At 63.3% G+C, this 16,448-nt stretch carries 20 protein-coding genes and 1 riboswitch; of the genes, 11 read left to right on the top strand and 9 right to left on the bottom strand.

Going from position 1 to position 16,448, the window contains the following annotated elements; all coding sequences use genetic code 11:
• The first annotated feature begins 67 nt into the window (after positions 1 to 67).
• Positions 68 to 1,543, top strand: a complete 1,476-nt coding sequence (locus tag EG244_RS00520; protein ID WP_124963049.1) for an inorganic phosphate transporter — start codon at positions 68 to 70, stop codon at positions 1,541 to 1,543.
• Here the strand turns inward: EG244_RS00520 and EG244_RS00525 are convergent.
• Entirely contained in the window at positions 1,476 to 2,432 is a 957-nt protein-coding gene (locus tag EG244_RS00525; protein ID WP_124963050.1) for a patatin-like phospholipase family protein, read from the bottom strand. The two genes, EG244_RS00520 and EG244_RS00525, sit on opposite strands and share 68 nt — an antisense overlap.
• A gap of 114 nt (positions 2,433 to 2,546) precedes the next feature.
• Here EG244_RS00525 and EG244_RS00530 point away from each other — a divergent pair, with 114 nt between their 5' ends.
• From EG244_RS00530 to EG244_RS00545, 4 genes are all read left to right on the top strand, one after another.
• Positions 2,547 to 2,801, top strand: coding sequence for a DUF167 domain-containing protein (locus tag EG244_RS00530; protein ID WP_124963051.1), 255 nt, complete (start codon positions 2,547 to 2,549; stop codon positions 2,799 to 2,801).
• A gap of 116 nt (positions 2,802 to 2,917) precedes the next feature.
• Positions 2,918 to 3,835, top strand: coding sequence for a DMT family transporter (locus EG244_RS00535; RefSeq protein ID WP_158617210.1), 918 nt, complete (start codon positions 2,918 to 2,920; stop codon positions 3,833 to 3,835).
• A gap of 208 nt (positions 3,836 to 4,043) precedes the next feature.
• Entirely contained in the window at positions 4,044 to 4,658 is a 615-nt protein-coding gene (locus tag EG244_RS00540) for a L,D-transpeptidase (RefSeq protein ID WP_199737674.1), read from the top strand.
• Positions 4,659 to 4,735: 77 nt separating this feature from the next.
• Complete coding sequence (locus EG244_RS00545) at positions 4,736 to 5,083, top strand: zinc ribbon domain-containing protein YjdM (RefSeq protein WP_124963054.1); 348 nt, start codon at positions 4,736 to 4,738, stop codon at positions 5,081 to 5,083.
• 11 nt (positions 5,084 to 5,094) lie between these two features.
• Here EG244_RS00545 and EG244_RS00550 read toward each other — a convergent pair whose 3' ends face one another.
• The 3 genes from EG244_RS00550 to EG244_RS00560 form a co-directional block, all read right to left on the bottom strand.
• Positions 5,095 to 5,433, bottom strand: a complete 339-nt coding sequence (locus tag EG244_RS00550) for a cupin domain-containing protein (RefSeq protein WP_124963055.1) — start codon at positions 5,431 to 5,433, stop codon at positions 5,095 to 5,097.
• Between the two features lie 78 nt (positions 5,434 to 5,511).
• The gene (locus EG244_RS00555) at positions 5,512 to 6,981 is read right to left on the bottom strand and encodes an ABC transporter substrate-binding protein (protein ID WP_124963056.1); all 1,470 of its coding nucleotides are present in this window, start codon (positions 6,979 to 6,981) and stop codon (positions 5,512 to 5,514) included.
• Between the two features lie 71 nt (positions 6,982 to 7,052).
• Positions 7,053 to 8,327: an acetylornithine deacetylase/succinyl-diaminopimelate desuccinylase family protein gene (locus tag EG244_RS00560; protein WP_124963057.1), complete on the bottom strand. Its 1,275-nt coding sequence runs from the start codon at positions 8,325 to 8,327 to the stop codon at positions 7,053 to 7,055.
• A gap of 129 nt (positions 8,328 to 8,456) precedes the next feature.
• Between EG244_RS00560 and EG244_RS00565 the strand changes: the two genes are divergently transcribed.
• From EG244_RS00565 to EG244_RS00575, 3 genes are read left to right on the top strand one after another with little or no spacing between them, the layout of a single operon-like run.
• Positions 8,457 to 8,792: a hypothetical protein gene (locus EG244_RS00565; RefSeq protein WP_199737678.1), complete on the top strand. Its 336-nt coding sequence runs from the start codon at positions 8,457 to 8,459 to the stop codon at positions 8,790 to 8,792.
• A complete protein-coding gene (locus EG244_RS00570; protein ID WP_124963059.1) occupies positions 8,789 to 9,055 on the top strand; it encodes a hypothetical protein in 267 nt (88 codons plus the stop codon). The genes EG244_RS00565 and EG244_RS00570 overlap by 4 nt, the downstream gene beginning before the upstream one ends.
• Positions 9,056 to 9,067: 12 nt before the next feature.
• Positions 9,068 to 9,718, top strand: coding sequence for a DUF1523 family protein (locus EG244_RS00575; RefSeq protein ID WP_124963060.1), 651 nt, complete (start codon positions 9,068 to 9,070; stop codon positions 9,716 to 9,718).
• Between the two features lie 97 nt (positions 9,719 to 9,815).
• On the opposite strand, the gene EG244_RS00580 is transcribed toward EG244_RS00575, so the two are convergent.
• Positions 9,816 to 11,036 carry a urate hydroxylase PuuD gene (locus tag EG244_RS00580; RefSeq protein WP_124963184.1) on the bottom strand — a complete coding sequence of 407 codons (1,221 nt, stop codon included), beginning with the start codon at positions 11,034 to 11,036 and terminating at the stop codon, positions 9,816 to 9,818.
• A 124-nt stretch (positions 11,037 to 11,160) separates the two neighbouring features.
• Between EG244_RS00580 and EG244_RS00585 the strand changes: the two genes are divergently transcribed.
• Both EG244_RS00585 and EG244_RS00590 read left to right on the top strand, forming a co-directional pair.
• Complete coding sequence (locus tag EG244_RS00585) at positions 11,161 to 12,090, top strand: LysR family transcriptional regulator (RefSeq protein ID WP_124963061.1); 930 nt, start codon at positions 11,161 to 11,163, stop codon at positions 12,088 to 12,090.
• Positions 12,087 to 12,428 carry a hypothetical protein gene (locus tag EG244_RS00590; protein WP_124963062.1) on the top strand — a complete coding sequence of 114 codons (342 nt, stop codon included), beginning with the start codon at positions 12,087 to 12,089 and terminating at the stop codon, positions 12,426 to 12,428. Before EG244_RS00585 ends, EG244_RS00590 begins: the two co-directional genes overlap by 4 nt.
• Positions 12,429 to 12,459: 31 nt before the next feature.
• On the opposite strand, the gene metZ is transcribed toward EG244_RS00590, so the two are convergent.
• Both metZ and EG244_RS00600 read right to left on the bottom strand, forming a co-directional pair.
• Complete coding sequence (metZ, locus tag EG244_RS00595; RefSeq protein ID WP_124963063.1) at positions 12,460 to 13,644, bottom strand: O-succinylhomoserine sulfhydrylase; 1,185 nt, start codon at positions 13,642 to 13,644, stop codon at positions 12,460 to 12,462.
• Positions 13,645 to 13,703: 59 nt separating this feature from the next.
• A riboswitch (SAM riboswitch) is annotated at positions 13,704 to 13,783 on the bottom strand.
• A 60-nt stretch (positions 13,784 to 13,843) separates the two neighbouring features.
• Positions 13,844 to 14,506 carry a YidB family protein gene (locus tag EG244_RS00600; RefSeq protein WP_124963064.1) on the bottom strand — a complete coding sequence of 221 codons (663 nt, stop codon included), beginning with the start codon at positions 14,504 to 14,506 and terminating at the stop codon, positions 13,844 to 13,846.
• On the opposite strand from EG244_RS00600, the gene EG244_RS00605 reads away from it, so the two are divergent.
• Positions 14,410 to 15,117: a glutathione S-transferase N-terminal domain-containing protein gene (locus tag EG244_RS00605; protein WP_124963065.1), complete on the top strand. Its 708-nt coding sequence runs from the start codon at positions 14,410 to 14,412 to the stop codon at positions 15,115 to 15,117. The two genes, EG244_RS00600 and EG244_RS00605, sit on opposite strands and share 97 nt — an antisense overlap.
• Here EG244_RS00605 and EG244_RS00610 read toward each other — a convergent pair.
• Together EG244_RS00610 and EG244_RS00615 are read right to left on the bottom strand one after the other, a co-directional pair.
• Positions 15,114 to 15,752, bottom strand: coding sequence for a lysoplasmalogenase (locus tag EG244_RS00610; protein ID WP_124963066.1), 639 nt, complete (start codon positions 15,750 to 15,752; stop codon positions 15,114 to 15,116). The genes EG244_RS00605 and EG244_RS00610 overlap by 4 nt on opposite strands.
• The gene (locus tag EG244_RS00615; protein ID WP_124963067.1) at positions 15,749 to 16,357 is read right to left on the bottom strand and encodes an inner membrane-spanning protein YciB; all 609 of its coding nucleotides are present in this window, start codon (positions 16,355 to 16,357) and stop codon (positions 15,749 to 15,751) included. Before EG244_RS00615 ends, EG244_RS00610 begins: the two co-directional genes overlap by 4 nt.
• Between the last annotated feature and the right edge of the window lie 91 nt (positions 16,358 to 16,448).

A 16,448-nucleotide genomic window follows, 5' to 3' on the forward strand; every position in this document is an offset into this window, starting at 1 on the left:
GCCCTTTGCTGCGCTTTCGCCGAAGGTCGCAGGCCCCCTGAGACGACCCCGGAGACCTTAGACCGCCATGGCTCTGCCGCCCGATCCGCAATGGAAAACGCTTGATAAAGACCTCGGCCGTATCGGCACGATGGAGCTTGCGGGGCGTCATGTGGCACGGCCGCTGCTGGCCCCGGGGCTGGCGCTGGCCTTTATGGCGATCGTGGCGCTGGGCTCGGGCATTGTTCCGGTCTCAGAGGGCGGCGGGCTGCCGGTCATTCTTGCGTCAATTCTTGCCGCTTATCTGGCGCTGACCATCGGGGCCAATGATGTGGCCAATAATGTCGGTCCTGCGGTGGGCGCGCGGGCGCTGACGCTGGGCGGGGCGCTGATCCTGGCCGCCGTCTGCGAGGTGGCGGGGGCGCTGATCGCGGGAAGCGATGTGGTGGCGACGATCTCGGACGGGATCATTCACGCAGAGGCCTTTCCCTCTCAGGGGGCTTTTGTGCGGGCCATGATGGCGGCGCTGCTGGCCACGGCGGTCTGGCTGCATCTGGCGACCTGGGCGGGGGCTGCGGTTTCAACCACGCATTCCATCGTGGGCGGGGTTGCGGGGGCGGCCATTGCCGCGGCAGGGCCTCAGGCGGTGGACTGGGGGCTGCTGGCGGTGATCTCGCTGAGCTGGGTGGCTTCGCCCCTGGTGGGCGGCGTGCTGGCAGCGGCGCTTTTGGCCTTTATCAACCGCTTCATCGCCGAGGCCGGGGACCGTCTGGCGGCAGCCCGCCTCTGGCTGCCGGTTCTGATGGCGCTGATGGCGGGGGCTTTCACGGTCTATCTGGGCGCGAGGGGGCTTGCGGTTCATACCGGCAGCGGCTGGCGCACGGCGCTGGTGCTGGGCCTTGGGGTGGCGCTGCTGACCTGGGCTTTCGCGCGCCCCCTGGTGCGACGTCAGGCCGAGGGGCTGTCGAACAAGCGCAAAGCGTTGAAAAAGCTCTTCTCTCCGCTTTTGGTGATCTCGGCGGCGCTGTTGTCTTTCGGGCATGGCGCGTCGGATGTCTCCAACGCGGTGGCGCCGCTGGCGGCCATTGTCAGCGTCTATTCTGCGGGCGGTGGCGGTGCCTATATGGAAGCCGTGGGCCTGCCCTTCTGGGTCATGGCCATTGGCGGCGCGGGGATTGCGCTGGGGCTTTTGCTCTTTGGTCCGCGCCTCGTGCTGCTGGTCGGCAAAGAGATCACCCGCCTGAACCCGGTGCGCGCCTTTTGCGTGGCGCTGGCAACGGCGGTGGCGGTGATTGCGGCGGCGGCCATGGGGCTGCCGGTCTCCTCGACCCATATCGCGGTGGGCGCGATCTTTGGTCTGGGCTTTTACCGCGAGTGGCGCGAGGCCGCGCGGGGTCGCAAAATCCGCGACGACATCCACGCCCCGGCAGAAGAGCGGCACCGCCGCAGGCTGGTGCGCCGCTCGCATGTGCTGACCATGCTGACCGCCTGGATCATCACGGTTCCGCTGACGGCGGCTCTGGCGGGGGCGGTGTTTTTCCTGCTGTCGAAGCTGACGGCCTGAGCCATTCGCGCAGCACATCGCGGTGCAGCTCGGCAATGCGGTGGCCCTCATCAATCGCCTCTCCCGCCCGGTGAAAATCAAGGGCGGAGAGATCCTGCAGCCGCGCGCCGATCAGCAGATCGGGCGGATCCCCGGCCAGGCGGCTGCGCCGGATCCGCTCGGACATAATGTCCAGCGCCTGGGCAACGAGGGTGAGATAGCCCGGGGCCGGCGGCACGGCGGCAGGCGCTTTCTCAGACCAGAGCGGGATCAGCCGGGCAAAGCGCGACGGCGCCGGGGCGGCGGTGTCTCCTTCCGGGGGCAGGGGATGGCTGGCGGGGCGCAGCACCCGGGTGGTCGGATTGACCGCCACCACACTCGCCGCCCCCATGGCGCGCGCCACTGAGACCGGCACCGGATTGACCACAGCCCCGTCGATCAGCCAGCGCCCCTCCAGCCACTGCGGGGCCAGAATGCCCGGCATGGCGGCAGAGGCGCGGATCGCGGGGGCCAGATCGCCGCGCTGCAACCAGATCTCCTGGCCCAGGTCCAGATCCGCAGCCACAGCCGTAAAGGGCAGCGGCAGATCTGCAAAACTGCCGCTGAGGCCCAGCTCCCCCAGCAGCAGATGCGTGATCCCGCCGCCACCGATCAGCCCGCCAGAGCCCGGGCGCAGATCCAGCATCCGCAGCACCCGGCTGCGGGTCAGGCCGCGGGCAAAATCTTCCAGCGCGTCCAGCTGCCCCGCCGCCCAGGCCGCGCCCACCAGCGCCCCCATCGAGCAGCCGACCAGCATATCCGGCCTGAGGCCAAGCGCCTCAATCCCGCGCAACACGCCAATATGACACCAGCCCCGCGCCCCGCCGGAGCCGAGAACAAGGGCCGTGCGCCCGGAGGGTTGTGCTGTCATCGGTCTGATCCTGCTGTCGTGGTGCCGCGCCTGCTCGCTTTGGGTTAACGCGGTTGCGTCATTTTAGACCCGCTCTCTTGCCAGCAGATGAAAGGCGCGGCAAAATGCCCGGGCATGCGCCTGCCCGATCTTTCCCGCCTGGCTGAACCTGGCACCGAAATCCGCCTGCGCGTCACCCCGCGCGGCGGCCGCGACGCCCTTGAAGAGAGCGCAGAGGGGCTGAAAATCCGCGTCTCCGCCCCGCCCGAAGACGGCAAAGCCAATGAGGCTGTGCGGCGTCTGCTGGCCAAAGCCATGGGCGTGGCACCGAGCCGCCTGACGCTGATCCGCGGTGCCACCTCACGCGAAAAATGCTTCCGCTTTGACTGAGGCGGGGGCCACAGCGTTGCCGAAATACCGCCGTCCGGCCTTGTGAAAGGGACCGCTCTGGCCGGGTAAATAGCGGCATGCTAGGCCTCAGCGGAGGGCAGGGGGAAGATCCGCAGATGAATGGCAGAGGCAGTCCGGAAGGCGCAGGTCTGGCGTCCAGGGACAATCTGAAGGGCGCCGGCTTCATGCTGCTGGCCATGGCCGCTTTTACCATCGGCGATTCGCTGATGAAGCAGGTCTCACAGATGATGCCGCTTTATCAGGCTGTTGCGCTGCGCGGGCTGCTGACACTGCCGCTGCTGCTGCTGCTCGGCAAAGTCAGCGGCGGGCTGCATTTCGACCGCATCTGGCGTGAGCGCAAACTGACCGGGCTGCGCACCTTTGCCGAAGTGGCCTCTACGGTGACCTTCTTTCTTGGCCTTGTGGCGCTGCCGCTGGCGATTGTGACGGCCATTTTGCAGGCGACGCCGCTGGCCGTGACGGCGGCGGCGGCCTTCTTTCTGGGGGAAAAGGTCGGGCTGCCGCGCTTTCTGGCGATCTGCGCGGGGTTCTGCGGCGTTCTGATCATCATCCGGCCCGGCTCGGACGGCTTTGGTCTGCCGACGGTCTTTGTGCTGATCTCGGTCTGCTTTGTGGTGCTGCGCGATTTAAGCACCCGGCGGCTGCCGAAAGACATCCCCTCGGCCAGCGTGGCCTTTCTTGCGGCGGCGGGGGTCCTGCTGGTTTCGCTGGTGATCTCAGCCCGCGAGCCCTGGGGCGAGGTGCCGGTTGCGGCGATCCCGATGCTCTGTGGGGCGGCCCTGGCGGTTGTGACCGGCTATATCTCGGTGATTCGCTCGATGCGGACCGGGGATGTCAGCTTCGTCACGCCCTTCCGCTATTCGGCGCTTTTGTGGGCGCTGATGCTCAGCTGGGTGATCTCGGGATATTTCCCCGATGCGCTGACGCTTTTCGGGGCAGCGGTCGTTGTGGCCTCGGGAATTTTCACGCTCTGGCGTGAGGGGCGGCGGAACCGGGCTGCGGCTCGGGGGTAACGCCTGTGGCCTTTCATCGCCGCTGCGGCTTTGCAACCCTTGACCGGGCCGGTGTGAGCCGGTGCAATGGGCGCAGTTGCCCAACGTTCATTTCCCCGGGGGAATAGATTACGTGTCTGTCACTCTTATTCGAGCCGTCTGTGCCTTAAGCACCGCGGCGTTTCTGGCTGCCTGTGGCGGCCCGCCGGCTTCCGTTACCCCTCAGGAGGTGCCGGGATACGGCGCTATCGAGGACGGTGGCTTCACCATTCCGGCCGTGCCCGCGCAATATGTGCCCCCGGAGAACCGCCGCACCAATGTGGCCTATTCCGGCGATGAGCGCCCCGGCACCATCGTCGTCGATCCGCAAGTCAAATATCTCTATCATGTCCGCGCCGATGGCACGGCAGACCGCTACCGCATCGCGGTGGGCGAAGAGGGCCGTGGTCTGAAAGCCACGACCTATGTCGGCCGCAAAGCCGAATGGCCCCGCTGGGCGCCGACGCGCAACATGATCCGCACCCAGCCCGAGCTTTATGCCGATAAGGTCAATGGCATGGAGCCGGGTCCGCTGAACCCGCTGGGTGCGCGTGCGCTTTATCTCTATCGCGGCGGCAAGGACACCATGTTCCGCATCCACGGGACCGGGGATTTCACCTCAATCGGCAATGCCACCTCGGCGGGCTGCATCCGGCTTTATAACCAGGACATCCTTGATCTGCATGACAAGGTGGACCCGCGCGCGACCGTCAGGATCCGCTCGGTCGCGGAATCGCGTCAGATGGAAGGCGATGAGGCGGTCGATGCGGCTCTCGCGCTCGACCCGAACACTGTGATCGAGTAAGCTCATTCACAGCGATATTCGCGGCATCGGGGCAACCCGGTGCCGTTTCTTTTTAGATCGCCCTGAAAGGAGCCATCATGTCCGAAGACCTGCCGCCCTGCCCGGAGTGCAAATCCAACTTCACCTATGAAAACGGCGAAGCGCTGGCCTGCCCGGAATGCGGCCATGAATGGCAGCCCGGCGCCGGCGCAGAGGCCGGAGCCCTGGGCGAGATCCGCGATTCCGTGGGCAATATCCTGCAGGACGGCGACACCGTGACGGTGATCAAAAGCCTGAAGGTCAAAGGCTCAAGCAATATGGTGAAGGTCGGCACCAAAGTGCGTGGCATCCGCCTGGTGCATGGCGATCACGACATCGACTGCAAGATCCCGGGCTTCGGCCAGATGGGGCTGAAGTCCGAATTCGTGCGCAAAGTCCAGGAATGAACGGGGTGTGATCAGAGCCTGATCACATAGTCCTTGAGCGTGGTCTCAAGGACTTCCCAGACGCCCGAATAGCCGGGCCGGATCAGCCAGCTGTCTCCGGCCCGCAGCTCTACCCGGCTGCCGTCATCGCCGGTGAGGACCGAATGGCCCTCATGGATGCGGATATATTCCCACTCTTCATAATTCACCCGCCAGGCCCCGGGGGTGGACTGCCAGAGACCGGCATAAAGCCCCTCGGCCTCATCGCGGTTCCAGGTGGTGTGAACCGGATCGCCTGAGACGACACTCTCCGGATCGGGGCGGGTGATCTCGGGGGCAATGCCCTCGCGGGTCAGTTTCTCAATCAGCATGGCTGCTCCTTGCAGGCGGGGCCGGGGACAGGAAAAGGCCGGGGTCTCCCCCGGCCTTTGATCTTTCACGCGGGTGTCTTAGTCCCAGGACAGCGCGCCGACGTCGATAATCGGTGCCGGCGAGTTCTGCCACAGTCCCTTCAGGCCCGCCTTTGCCACGCCAGCTTTTGCCAGCTGGAAGAGGTAGACGTTGACATAATCATCCGCGATCATCTTCTGCGCCGACTGCAGCAGCTCGGTGCGTTTCGCGTCATCTGCGGTCACCGCCAGCTCATCAAGGAGCGCTACGAACTCAGGTTTGCCGTAGCCGAAGTAGTAATCCGGACGGGCATAGATATTGATATCCATCGGCTCGACGTGGGAAATGATCGTCAGATCAAAGTCTTTGCCCTTAAAGACCTGCTCCAGCCACTGCGCCCACTCAAGGTTTGAGATCTCGGTCTCAATGCCGACATTGCGCAGTTGTGCTGCGATGATTTCCCCGCCACGGCGGGCATACATCGGCGGCGGCAGCGCCAGGCGCAGCTTCAGGTTCTCAACGCCCGCCTCTTTCAGCAGCGCCTTTGCCTTCTCGGGATCAAAGGCCGACTGCGCGGTCAGATCGACATAGGCCGGATGGTGCGGCGCAAAATGGGTGCCGATCGGCGTGCCCAGGCCGAACATCGCGCCGTCAATGATCTCCTGACGGTTCACCGCATGGGCAATCGCCTCGCGGACCTTCACGTTATCCAGCGGGGCTTTTTTGTTGTTCAGCCCCAGGATCGTCTCGCCCTCCGTGGTGCCTTTCAGCACCTGAAAACGCGAATCGCCCTCAAACTGCGCCAGAGTTTCCGGGGCCGGGAAGATCGGGAAGACATCGACATCTTCCGCCATCATGGCATTCAGCGCCGCGGTCGGATCGGCGATGATCTTGAAGGTCGCCTTTGAGATCGCCGGTTTTGCGCCCCAGTAGTCCGGGTTCGCCACCAGATCGATGCGGTCGCCCTTGATCCATTCGCCCAGCTTGTAAGGCCCGGTGCCGACCGGCTTGGTGGCATTTTCGGCCACCGATTCCGGGGCCATCATCACCGCATCGCCCCAGGCCATATTGAAGGCGAAATTCGCATCCGGCGCCTTGAGGGTGATCTTCACGGTCTTCGGGTCGACCACCTCAATGGTCTCAATGCCGTTGAAAAGCTGCTTTTGTGCGTTGGTCGAGCCTTCGGCCGTGGTGCGCTCCAGCGTGAATTTCACGTCATCCGCATCAAAGGCGGTGCCGTCGTGGAATTTCACACCCTCATTGAGATGGAACACCCAGACCTTGCCGTTTTCCTCAATGTCCCAGGACTTTGCCAGCGCCGGAAGGATCGAGCCATCGGGCCCAAAGCGGGTCAGACCCTCATAGATATTGACCTGGGTCACCTCACGGATCGCCGCAGCGGCACCGCTGGTCGGATCCAGGGTCGGCGGCTCCAGGGCAATACCGATAATCACGCTGTCATTCGCGGCGAAAGCCGGCGCTGCCATCAGCGCCAGGGCGGCCACGGAAAGCTTCAGACGGTTGAACATCAATCCTCCTCACGGGCCTCTCCGGGGCCCTTTTGCTGTTGGTCGCGGCGGAACCTGCCGCCCGCGCATCGTTACAAAAGCAGTTCCTGCAGCGTCAGCGCCATGACTTTGGCGCTGTCGATCATATCCTCAACGCCCACCCATTCATCGGGCTGATGCGCCAGATCAAGCACCCCCGGCCCATAGGCGATGCAGTTCTTCAGCTTGCCAATACGGTCGATGTGCTTTTGATCGTAAGTCCCGGGAGAGACAACATATTCTGCCTGTGTACCCAGCACTTTCGCGATCGCCCCCGCCACGGTTTTCACCACCGGGGCCTCCGTATCGGTCATCGAGGGCTGCACCTCAAAAAGGTCACGTACAGAGTAGTCAAAGCTCGGGCGTTTGTCTTTTACCCGCTCCAGCAGATCGGTGATCTCGCCCTTCACCTCGTTGATATCTTCCTCAATGAGGAAGCGGCGATCAATGATCATCCGGCAGCGGTCGGCCACACAGGGCGCGGGCAGGCCGGTATAGCCCGGCTCCGGCTCGGCCTCGCCGCCGTGGATCGAGTTGATATTCATCGTCGACTGCCGCGCCCCCAGCGGGATCACCGGCATCTCGGTGTGTTTGGTGGTCAGATGCGGATAAAGCTCATGCTCCATCTCCTCCAGCACCGCGCCCATATGCCGGATCGCACTGTCGCCAAGGAAAGGCATCGAGCCATGGGCAATCCGCCCTTTGGTCTCAATCTCCGCCCACCAGACCCCGCGATGGCCCAGACAGATGCGGTCTTTGTGCAAAGGCTCAGGAATGATGACATGCTGCACGCGCTCAGGGCTGAAATAGCCCTTCTGCGCCATATAAGCCACGCCGCCAAAGCCGCCCGATTCCTCATCGGCGGTGGCAGAAATCTCAATCGCGCCCTTAAATTTGGGGCAGGCGGCAATAAACGCCTCCGCCGCGATGACAGAGGCCGCAAGGCCCCCCTTCATATCGCAGGCGCCGCGCCCGTAGATTTTGCCGTCTTCCAATTCGCCGCCAAAGGGATCTTTCGTCCAGCCGTGGCCCACCTCCACCACATCATGGTGGCTGTTGAAATGCACACAGTCGCCCGGCAACCCGCCCTCATAGCGGGCCAAAAGGTTCCAGCGCGGATAAGTCTCACTGTCCCCGGGCGCCCCAAGCGCGCGGATAAACTCGACCTTCCAGCCCTGCGGCTCCAGCCGCGCGGCAAGATAGTCGCAGATGTCACGATAATTGCGCCCCGGCGGGTTCAGCGTCGGGATGCGGATAAGGCCCTGCGTCAGCGCGATCAGATCGTCACGGCGCGCGGTAATCTCGGAAAGGATGCGTGTTTCGGTCATAATGGCGCAACGATGCGCGAGGTGATTTTGCAAGGCAAGCCTTCTCTCGGGGCAGGCTGCGGAAAGCCGTGGCGCGGCAGGCCCGCCCGGGTCTATGCTGCAAAGGCACGCATTCGCAAAGGACCACCAATGGCCCCCGCAGGCTCCGCCATGGGATCATTTCTCGCCATCGCCATGCCGCTGATGATGCTCGTCACGGCCTTCCGCGCGCTTGTTGAGGCCGCTGGCCGCAAGGGCGGGCGCGTCACCACCCCGGCCCTGGTGCTGGTCTTTCTCGGCGCGCTTTCCTCCGCCATGGTCTTCTGGTGGGAAGATGTGGTGCTCAGCAAACCCTCCGGATCTGACGCCTTCGGCGGCGGGCTTTTGCCCTTCCTCGCCGCGGATCTTCTGCTCTGGCTGGCCCTCTGGTCGGCAGTCGCCGTCCTCACCGTCAGGTTTGTGCGCCGCAAAGGAAGGCAGCCATGATCGGCTTTCTGCGGCTCCTCGTCCTTCTGCTGATCGTCCTCAGCGTTCTCTATGTCCTTGTCGCAATTTACGCCCGCTCCCTCGCCCGCGAGCGGCTGGAGCGACGCTGGGAAGCAAAGCCCCATGCCGGACGGCGCGAAGATTTCATCGCCGCAGGCCTCCGGCTCTACGACAAATCCGCCCGCCGCCGGCTCCTTGGGGCGATCTGGATCGTGCCTCCGGTGACAATTGCTGTATTGATCTGGCTGACAAACTTTAACTGAAAGGATCTGGCGATGCGTTGGTTTTTGCGCGGCCTGCTGCTCGTGGTCGTTCTGCTGATCGGCTCAGTTCTCCACTACAACCTGCCGCAGACCGATGTGGTCCGCATCGTCGGCGCCGGCACCAAGCGCATCGACTTTGGCGAGAACTCCTTCTTCTGGTCCGCCCCCGAAAGCGGCATGGCCAGCGATGGCATGACCCGCGATGTCTTCTTCATCGAGACCATCCAGCCCAACGGCAAACCCATGGTCTACCGCAATGAAGACACCGCCTGGGGCTGGCCGCCCTATTTCAAATTCAACAGCTTCGATCTTCAGGCGCTGTCGTCCTCGCTGAACTCCACCGCCGAAAACCCCAAATGGGTGGCCGTCAAACACTACGGCTGGCGCAATGAGTTCTTCTCGATCTTCCCCAATGCGGTCTCCATCCGACCCGTCGCCGGACCCGATGTCTCCATCTTCCCCTGGGCCGCCGTCTCCATCCTGATCGCCCTCGCTCTGTTCGTCGTCCTGATCTGGCGCATGCTGGCACAATTCCGCGAACGCGTGATCGACCCGATGAGCGACCGTGTCACCGACCGCATGGATGCGATGGATGCCCGCGCCGCTGCCGCCCGCACCCGCGCCGGATCGCGCTGGCAAAGGTTCAAAGCCCGCTTCAAATAAGAAAGCGCCCGCCCCTGACCGGGGGCAGGCCCGCACGCTTTGGCTTTTTCAAAATACTCCCGCCGGAGGCCGCCGCGCAGCGGCCCCTTCAGCCGCCTCAGCCCTCTGCCGCGCGGCGAAACCAGGCGCGGATCGCAGCGCGCTCTTCGTCTTCCATGAAAGACAGATTGGCGGGCGGCATGGCATGGGTCATCCCCGCCTGCAGCCAGATCTCGCGGGCGTGATGCGCCACCCGCTCGGGGCTGTCGAGATGGACATCTTTCGGCGCCCACATCAGCCCCTCATAGGCGGGCTCGGCGGTGTGGCACATGGCGCAGCGCCCCATGACGATCTCCGCCACCTGGTCAAAGCCCTGGGCCTGCGCAAACCGCGCCGCCGCCGGCGAAAGCGCGGCCTCCTCCTGCGCCCGGAAGGGCACCGAGGACAGCCACATGATCAGCACAAAGATCACCGCCGTCGCGCCCCAGGTCCAGATCGGATTGCCGGTGCGGGCGTGGTTTGAGTTGAAATAATGCCGGATGGTGACGCCCATCAGGAAGACAAGGCTCGCGATGATCCAGTTATACTCGCTCGCAAAAGCCAGCGGATAGTGGTTCGAGAGCATCAAAAACAGCACCGGCAGCGTCAGATAGTTGTTATGCGTCGAGCGCTGCTTGGCGATCTTGCCGTATTTCGGATCGGGTTTGCGCCCGGCAATCAGATCCGCCACCACGATCTTCTGGTTGGGAATAATCACCATAAAGACATTGGCCGACATGATGGTGGCGGTGAAAGCCCCCAGATGCAGCAGCGCCGCCCGACCCGAAAACACGCTGGTATAGAAGTAAGCCATCGCCACCAGCACAAAAAACAGCGCCACCATGACCACGGTCTGATTCGCGTTCACAAAGATTTTGCAGAGCTGGTTATAGGCCAGCCAGCCAAAGACCAGCGACCCCATTGAGATCAGGATCGCCCCCCAGACCGGAATATCCAGCACATTGGGATCAACCAGATAGAAATTCGCGCCGAGATAATAGACCAGCACCAAAAGCGCAAAGCCCGACATCCAGGTCGCATAGCTCTCCCATTTGAACCAGGTCAGATGCTCGGGCATCGAGGCCGGGGCGACCAGATATTTGCGGATGTGATAAAACCCGCCGCCGTGGACCTGCCATTCCTCGCCATGCGCGCCCTCGGGCAGATCGGGCGCTTTGCGCAGCCCCAGATCCAGCGCAATGAAGTAAAAGCTTGAGCCGATCCAGGCGACTGCCGTGATCACATGCAGCCAGCGCACTGCAAATTCCGCCCAGGCGCCAAAAACCATCAGATCATACATGGTCATTCCTCTCCGCTTCGCTTCCGATGGTATACGGTTGCACACCCTTTCGTTACCTTGGATAATCGCAAGGCAGTTTCAAAAAATCACCGAAAAACGTAACCGACGCCCGGGGGGCCTGCCGATGTCCTATGTCAGCACCATCCGCATGTTCGTGCGTGTCTATGAATTGGGCAGCATGTCGGCTGCGGCGCGCGACCAGCGCACCTCTCCGGCGGTGGCCTCGGCGCGGATTTCGGAACTGGAAAAGCATCTCGGCGTGCGGCTTTTCAACCGCACCACCCGCATGCTGCAACCCACCGGCAATGGCCGCATCTTCTATGACGGCGCGCGCCGCATCCTTGAAGCCATTGAAGAGGCTGAGGCTGCGGTCACCGATGCGGGCGCCAACCCGCGCGGGACGCTGTTTATCGCGGCTCCCTTAGGCGTCGGGCGGCGGCTCATCGCGCCGCTGGTGCCAAAGTTCAAAGATGAATGGCCGCAGATCGACGTGCGCCTGCGGCTCTCGGATCGCGGGATTGATGTCACGGCTGAGGGGCTGGACCTCGCCTTCCATCTCGGCATCCCGCAGGATTCGGATCTGAAACTGCGGGTGCTGGCCGATTGCCCGCGCATTCTCTGCGCGGCACCTAGTTATATCGCCAAACGGGGCCTGCCGGAAAACGGTGCGGATCTGCTGTCGCAGGGCCATGACTGTCTGAACCTGCGCTACCCCGGAGCGCGGGAGTTTCAATGGACCCTGGTGACCGCTGAAGGCCCGCAACGCTTTGAAGTGACAGGGCCTTTTGAATCTGACGATGGCGATGTGCTGACCGGCTGGGCGCTGGATGGCCGTGGCGTGGTGATGAAGCCGATCTTTGAGGTGGCCGATCACCTGCGCGCAGGGACCCTGGTGCCGGTGGCGCGACAGACCCCGCCGCTGCCGGTGCAGCTTTCGGTTCTGACGCCGCACCGCAAGCTGCAGGATCCGAAAACGCGATTGTTCATTGATTATGTGGCGGCGCGGATGAAAGCTGTGCTGACGGATCCGCTGGAAGGGCTGAACCTCAGATGAAAGCGCTGGCGCTTCTCCTGCTGCTCTGGCCTCTCTCGGCTGAGGCGCTGCCGGAGGGGGCCTTTGACTGCCGCTGGCAGGAGGGCGAGACCCGCCGCAACATCCGCCTGACCCTGGACCGCGACGGAAGCTTCCTCCTGCAAAGCCCGCGCGGCGTGCTTCTGGGGGCGGGCAGGGCCGAAAGCCGTAAGGATGGCGTGATCTTTCTTTACGCTGGCAGCAGCACCTTTCCCTCAGGGCCGGGGATCACTTTTGCCTTCCGGCTGCGCGAAAAAGACGGCGGGCTTGTGCCGGAGGAGGGGCAGGGGCTGACCTGCAGGCCTGCAGCCGCAAAGTGAAACGGCTGCGGTTTCCCGCAGCCGTCCGTCATCACAGCGCGTCGAGCGCGGCTTTGAAGTCCGCGATCAGATCGTCTTTATCCTCAAGCCCGATCGAGATGCGCAGCAGGCCCGGGGTGATGCCCAGGAGCGCCTTCTGGTCTTCCGGCAGACGCTGGTGGGTGGTGGTCGCCGGATGGGTCGCGATGGATTTCGCATCACCAAGGTTGTTCGAGATCTTGGCAATGGTCAGTGCGTTCAGCACCTTAAAGGCCGCCTCCTTGCCGCCCTTCACGTCAATCGCGATCAAAGTGCCGCCCGAGCCGTTCATCTGCTCCATCGAAAGCTGATGCTGCGCGTGGCTTTCGAGGCCCGGATAGATCAGCTGCCCGACATTGGGGTGGTTTTCCAGCGCGCGGGCAATGGTCAGCGCCGATTCAGCCATGGCCCGGCAGCGCAGATCCAGCGTCACCAGACCGCCGATCATCAGCCAGGCGGTATGCGGGCTCATCGCGGCCCCGGCGTGTTTCATATAGGGCTCAATTTTGCCCCGGATGATCTCGGTGGTTGAGCAGATGATACCGCCAAGCGCACGGCCCTGGCCGTCGATATGTTTGGTGGTCGAATAGACCACGATATCGGCACCCTGGGCGACCGCATCCGAGAAAACCGGCGTCGCAAAGACGTTGTCGACGACAACCAGCGCGCCTTTGGCATGGGCAATCTCAGCCACAGCGCGGATGTCGATCACTTCCAGCGTCGGGTTGGAGACCGATTCGAAGAAGACGAGCTTCGTCTCTTCGGTCACCGCCGCTGCCCAGGCGTTCAGATCGGTGCCATCCACATAGGTGACCTTCACGCCGTAGCGGCCCAGCACATCCGACATCAGGTAAATACACGAGCCAAAGAGCGCGCGGGCGGCCACGATGTGATCCCCGGCCTTCAGAAGCGCGGTCAGCACGCCGTTGACGGCCGCCATGCCCGAGGCACAGGCGAAAGCGTCTTCCGTGCCCTCAAGGGCGGCGACACGCTCTTCAAAGGTGCGGGTGGTCGGGTTGCCGTAGCGCGCGTAGATGAACTCGTTCGGGTCCGAATTGATGAAGCGGGCTTCGGCCTGCTCAGCGCTGTCATAGACAAAGCCCTGGGTCAGGAAGATCGCTTCCGACATTTCGTTAAACTGACTGCGACGAACGCCCTCATGAACGAGTTTCGTGCGCGTTTTCCAGTCGGTGCTCATAAGGTATCCCCTTCGACACAAGCCTCCGGAAGATGAGGGGGCCGGGTCGGGGACAGTTTCTGTCCGGGGCCATGGCTCCTCTTTAGCGGTTTGTTTAACGTGGCCCGCAATCCGGAAACAAAGCGCCACATGCCGCGCTTACGCCCCTCATGCCGGAAGGTCAAGCGGGGCGCGTCTCCACGCCCCCGCCTGAGCCGGCTCAGCGCCCTTTGAGCATGTTCTGCAGCATCGCCAGCACATCTTCGCTGCTTTTCGGGGCTTCAGTCTGAGGCGGGGTGCGGCCTTCAGGGGTCAGCATATTCACCAGACCCGGCAGCACCGAGGCCAGCAGATCCGGCGTCTCCTGGGGCGAGGCCCCGGATTTCTGCGCGATCCGCTCGATGCCTTCGGTGCCAAATACCTCACGGATCTGCTCGGCATTGACCTCTTTGGTCTCGCCCTGGCCCACCCAGCTTTGCGCCACATCGCCAAGGCCGTGCTGTTTGAACTTATCAAGCATCCCCGAAAGGCCGCCGTGTTTATTGGCGCTGGTGAACATGGCGGCGGCCACGGCCAGAAGCTGCGGATTTCGCATGGCGACCCGCGCGATATTGGCCAGCGTGCCGCCTTTGGAAGAGCCGCCCGCCCCTCCGCCGGTCAGGGCTGTGACCAGAGAATTGAGTATCGACATTTGACGTCCTTTCCTTCTGACTGACGCCGGAACTGCGGGGGAAAAGCCCGCGAGGCCCTGCCGGGTTCCCGGTCCGGCGCAAATCAGGAGGTCCCATGGCTCAACCCATTGAACTTTATTACTGGCCCACGCCCAATGGCTGGAAAATCTCCATCGCGCTCGAAGAGATGGGGCTGCCCTATGAGGTGAAATACATCAACATCGGCGCCGGAGAGCAGTTCGCGCCGGAGTTTCTTGCCATCGCGCCGAACAACCGTATGCCCGCGATCACCGATCCGGATGGCCCCGACGGCCAGCCGATCAGCCTTTTTGAAAGCGGCGCGATCCTGCAGTATCTCGCCCGTAAGACCGGGAAATTCGGCGGCTCGACCGCGCGCGAACAGGCCGCGGTCGAGCAATGGCTGATGTGGCAGATGGGCGGCCTGGGTCCCATGGCGGGGCAGGCGCATCACTTCCTCAGCTATGCGCCGCAGCTCGATCCGCCGCAGGTGCTGCCCTATGCCAAAGACCGCTACCGCAGCGAGGTGAACCGGCTGCACGGCGTCCTCGACCGTCAGCTGGCGAAGCATGAGTTTGTGGCCGGAGACTTCCTGTCGATCGCCGATATGGCAATCTGGCCCTGGGCGGTGCTTTGGGAGCGTCAGGAGCAGGACATCTCCGATAAGCCGCATCTGAAGCGCTGGCTGGACGCTCTGGCCGCGCGGCCGGGCTTTGCGACGGGGCGCGATGTGGGCGCCGACAGGCGCTCCAACGCGCCGATGAGCAAAGAGGCGCAGAAGACCCTCTTCGGCAAACGCGATTAAGCGTTCAGACCCGCCAGTAAAATCAGCCCCTGGCCTGCGAAATACAAAGGCCAGAGGGCAAGCGAAGCGATCTGCCTTGCGCGCGGCGCTTTCAGCCGGAACAGCCGCAGCGCCAGGATCACATCTGAGGCGACAAAGAGCAGAACCCCCGGCCACAAAAGCCCCCGGGGGCCCTCAGCCGGGGCGCAAAGGGCGGCCAGTGTCATCAGGCAGATGATCGCCGCATAGCCCATGACCGGCAGCCGCAAAGCCCCGGCATGGGGCAAAAGCCAGTAAAACGTGCTCAGAAACAGCGGCAGCAGCGCCACTGCCCAGAGGGGCGGTGCCACGGGGGGCCCGAAGGTGCTGAGAAAGCCCGGAATATAAAGCAGATGCCCGATGGCAAAGGCCACCAGCCCCGCCAGAAAGGCGCGCTGGCCCCTCTGCGTCAGGGCAAAATCCCCCAGAGCACCAAAGGCCAGACCGGCGGTGAGAAAGGGATTGATCCCCGCCAGCAGCCCCGCCAGCGCCAGACAGGCGGTTGAGGCGGTCTTGGCCACCACCAGCGGCAGCCCCTTTTCGCCCTCAGCGCCGCGGCCTTTCAGCCAATAGACCAGCGCAAATCCGGTCCCGAGCGCGCCAAGGGTGGCAATCACTGCCCCGGATCTTTCGGCAGTTGATGGCGCGCGATCAGCCCGCCCTGCGACATGATGAAGACAAACAGCGCCAACGGCAGCCCAAAGGTCTTAAAGCTGACCCAGGCATCGGTCGACATGAAGCGCCAGACCCCTTCATTCAGCACCGCAAGGCCAAAGAAAAAGCCGCACATCCGCTTCGTCAGCGCCATCCAGCCTGCATGGGTCATGGGAACCATGCTCTCCATCACACTGGCAAGCCAGGATTCGCCGCGCAAAAGACCAATCCCCAGCAGGGTGCCGAAAAGCGCATAGATGATCGTGGGCTTCATCTTGAAGAAGGTGTCGTCATTCAGCCAGACCGTCAGCCCGCCAAAAACCACCACCAGCAGAGTCGACATCATCTGCATCCGGCTCAGATGGCCGGTCAGCTTCCACAGCACCAGCGTCGAAAGCACCATCAGCGGGATAAACCCGGCGGTGATCACGATGAAGCCGGAATAGTCGGTGCCCCCAAGGGTGAAGACCTGATCTTTCCAGCGGCTGTAGGCGATGAAGAACAACACCACCGGACCCAGCTCCAGCCCCAGTTTGACAAGCGGGCTGACCGCGCGTTTCTCCGACATTGTCTCAGACATCCTTCATGGCACTCCCGGCTGGATCGCAGCTTTTCTCGCAGTCCCAGCGGGGCGGCACAAGCGGGCGGCGATCACTTTC

The organism is Falsigemmobacter faecalis, from assembly GCF_003863335.1.
Lineage (GTDB): Bacteria > Pseudomonadota > Alphaproteobacteria > Rhodobacterales > Rhodobacteraceae > Wagnerdoeblera > Wagnerdoeblera faecalis.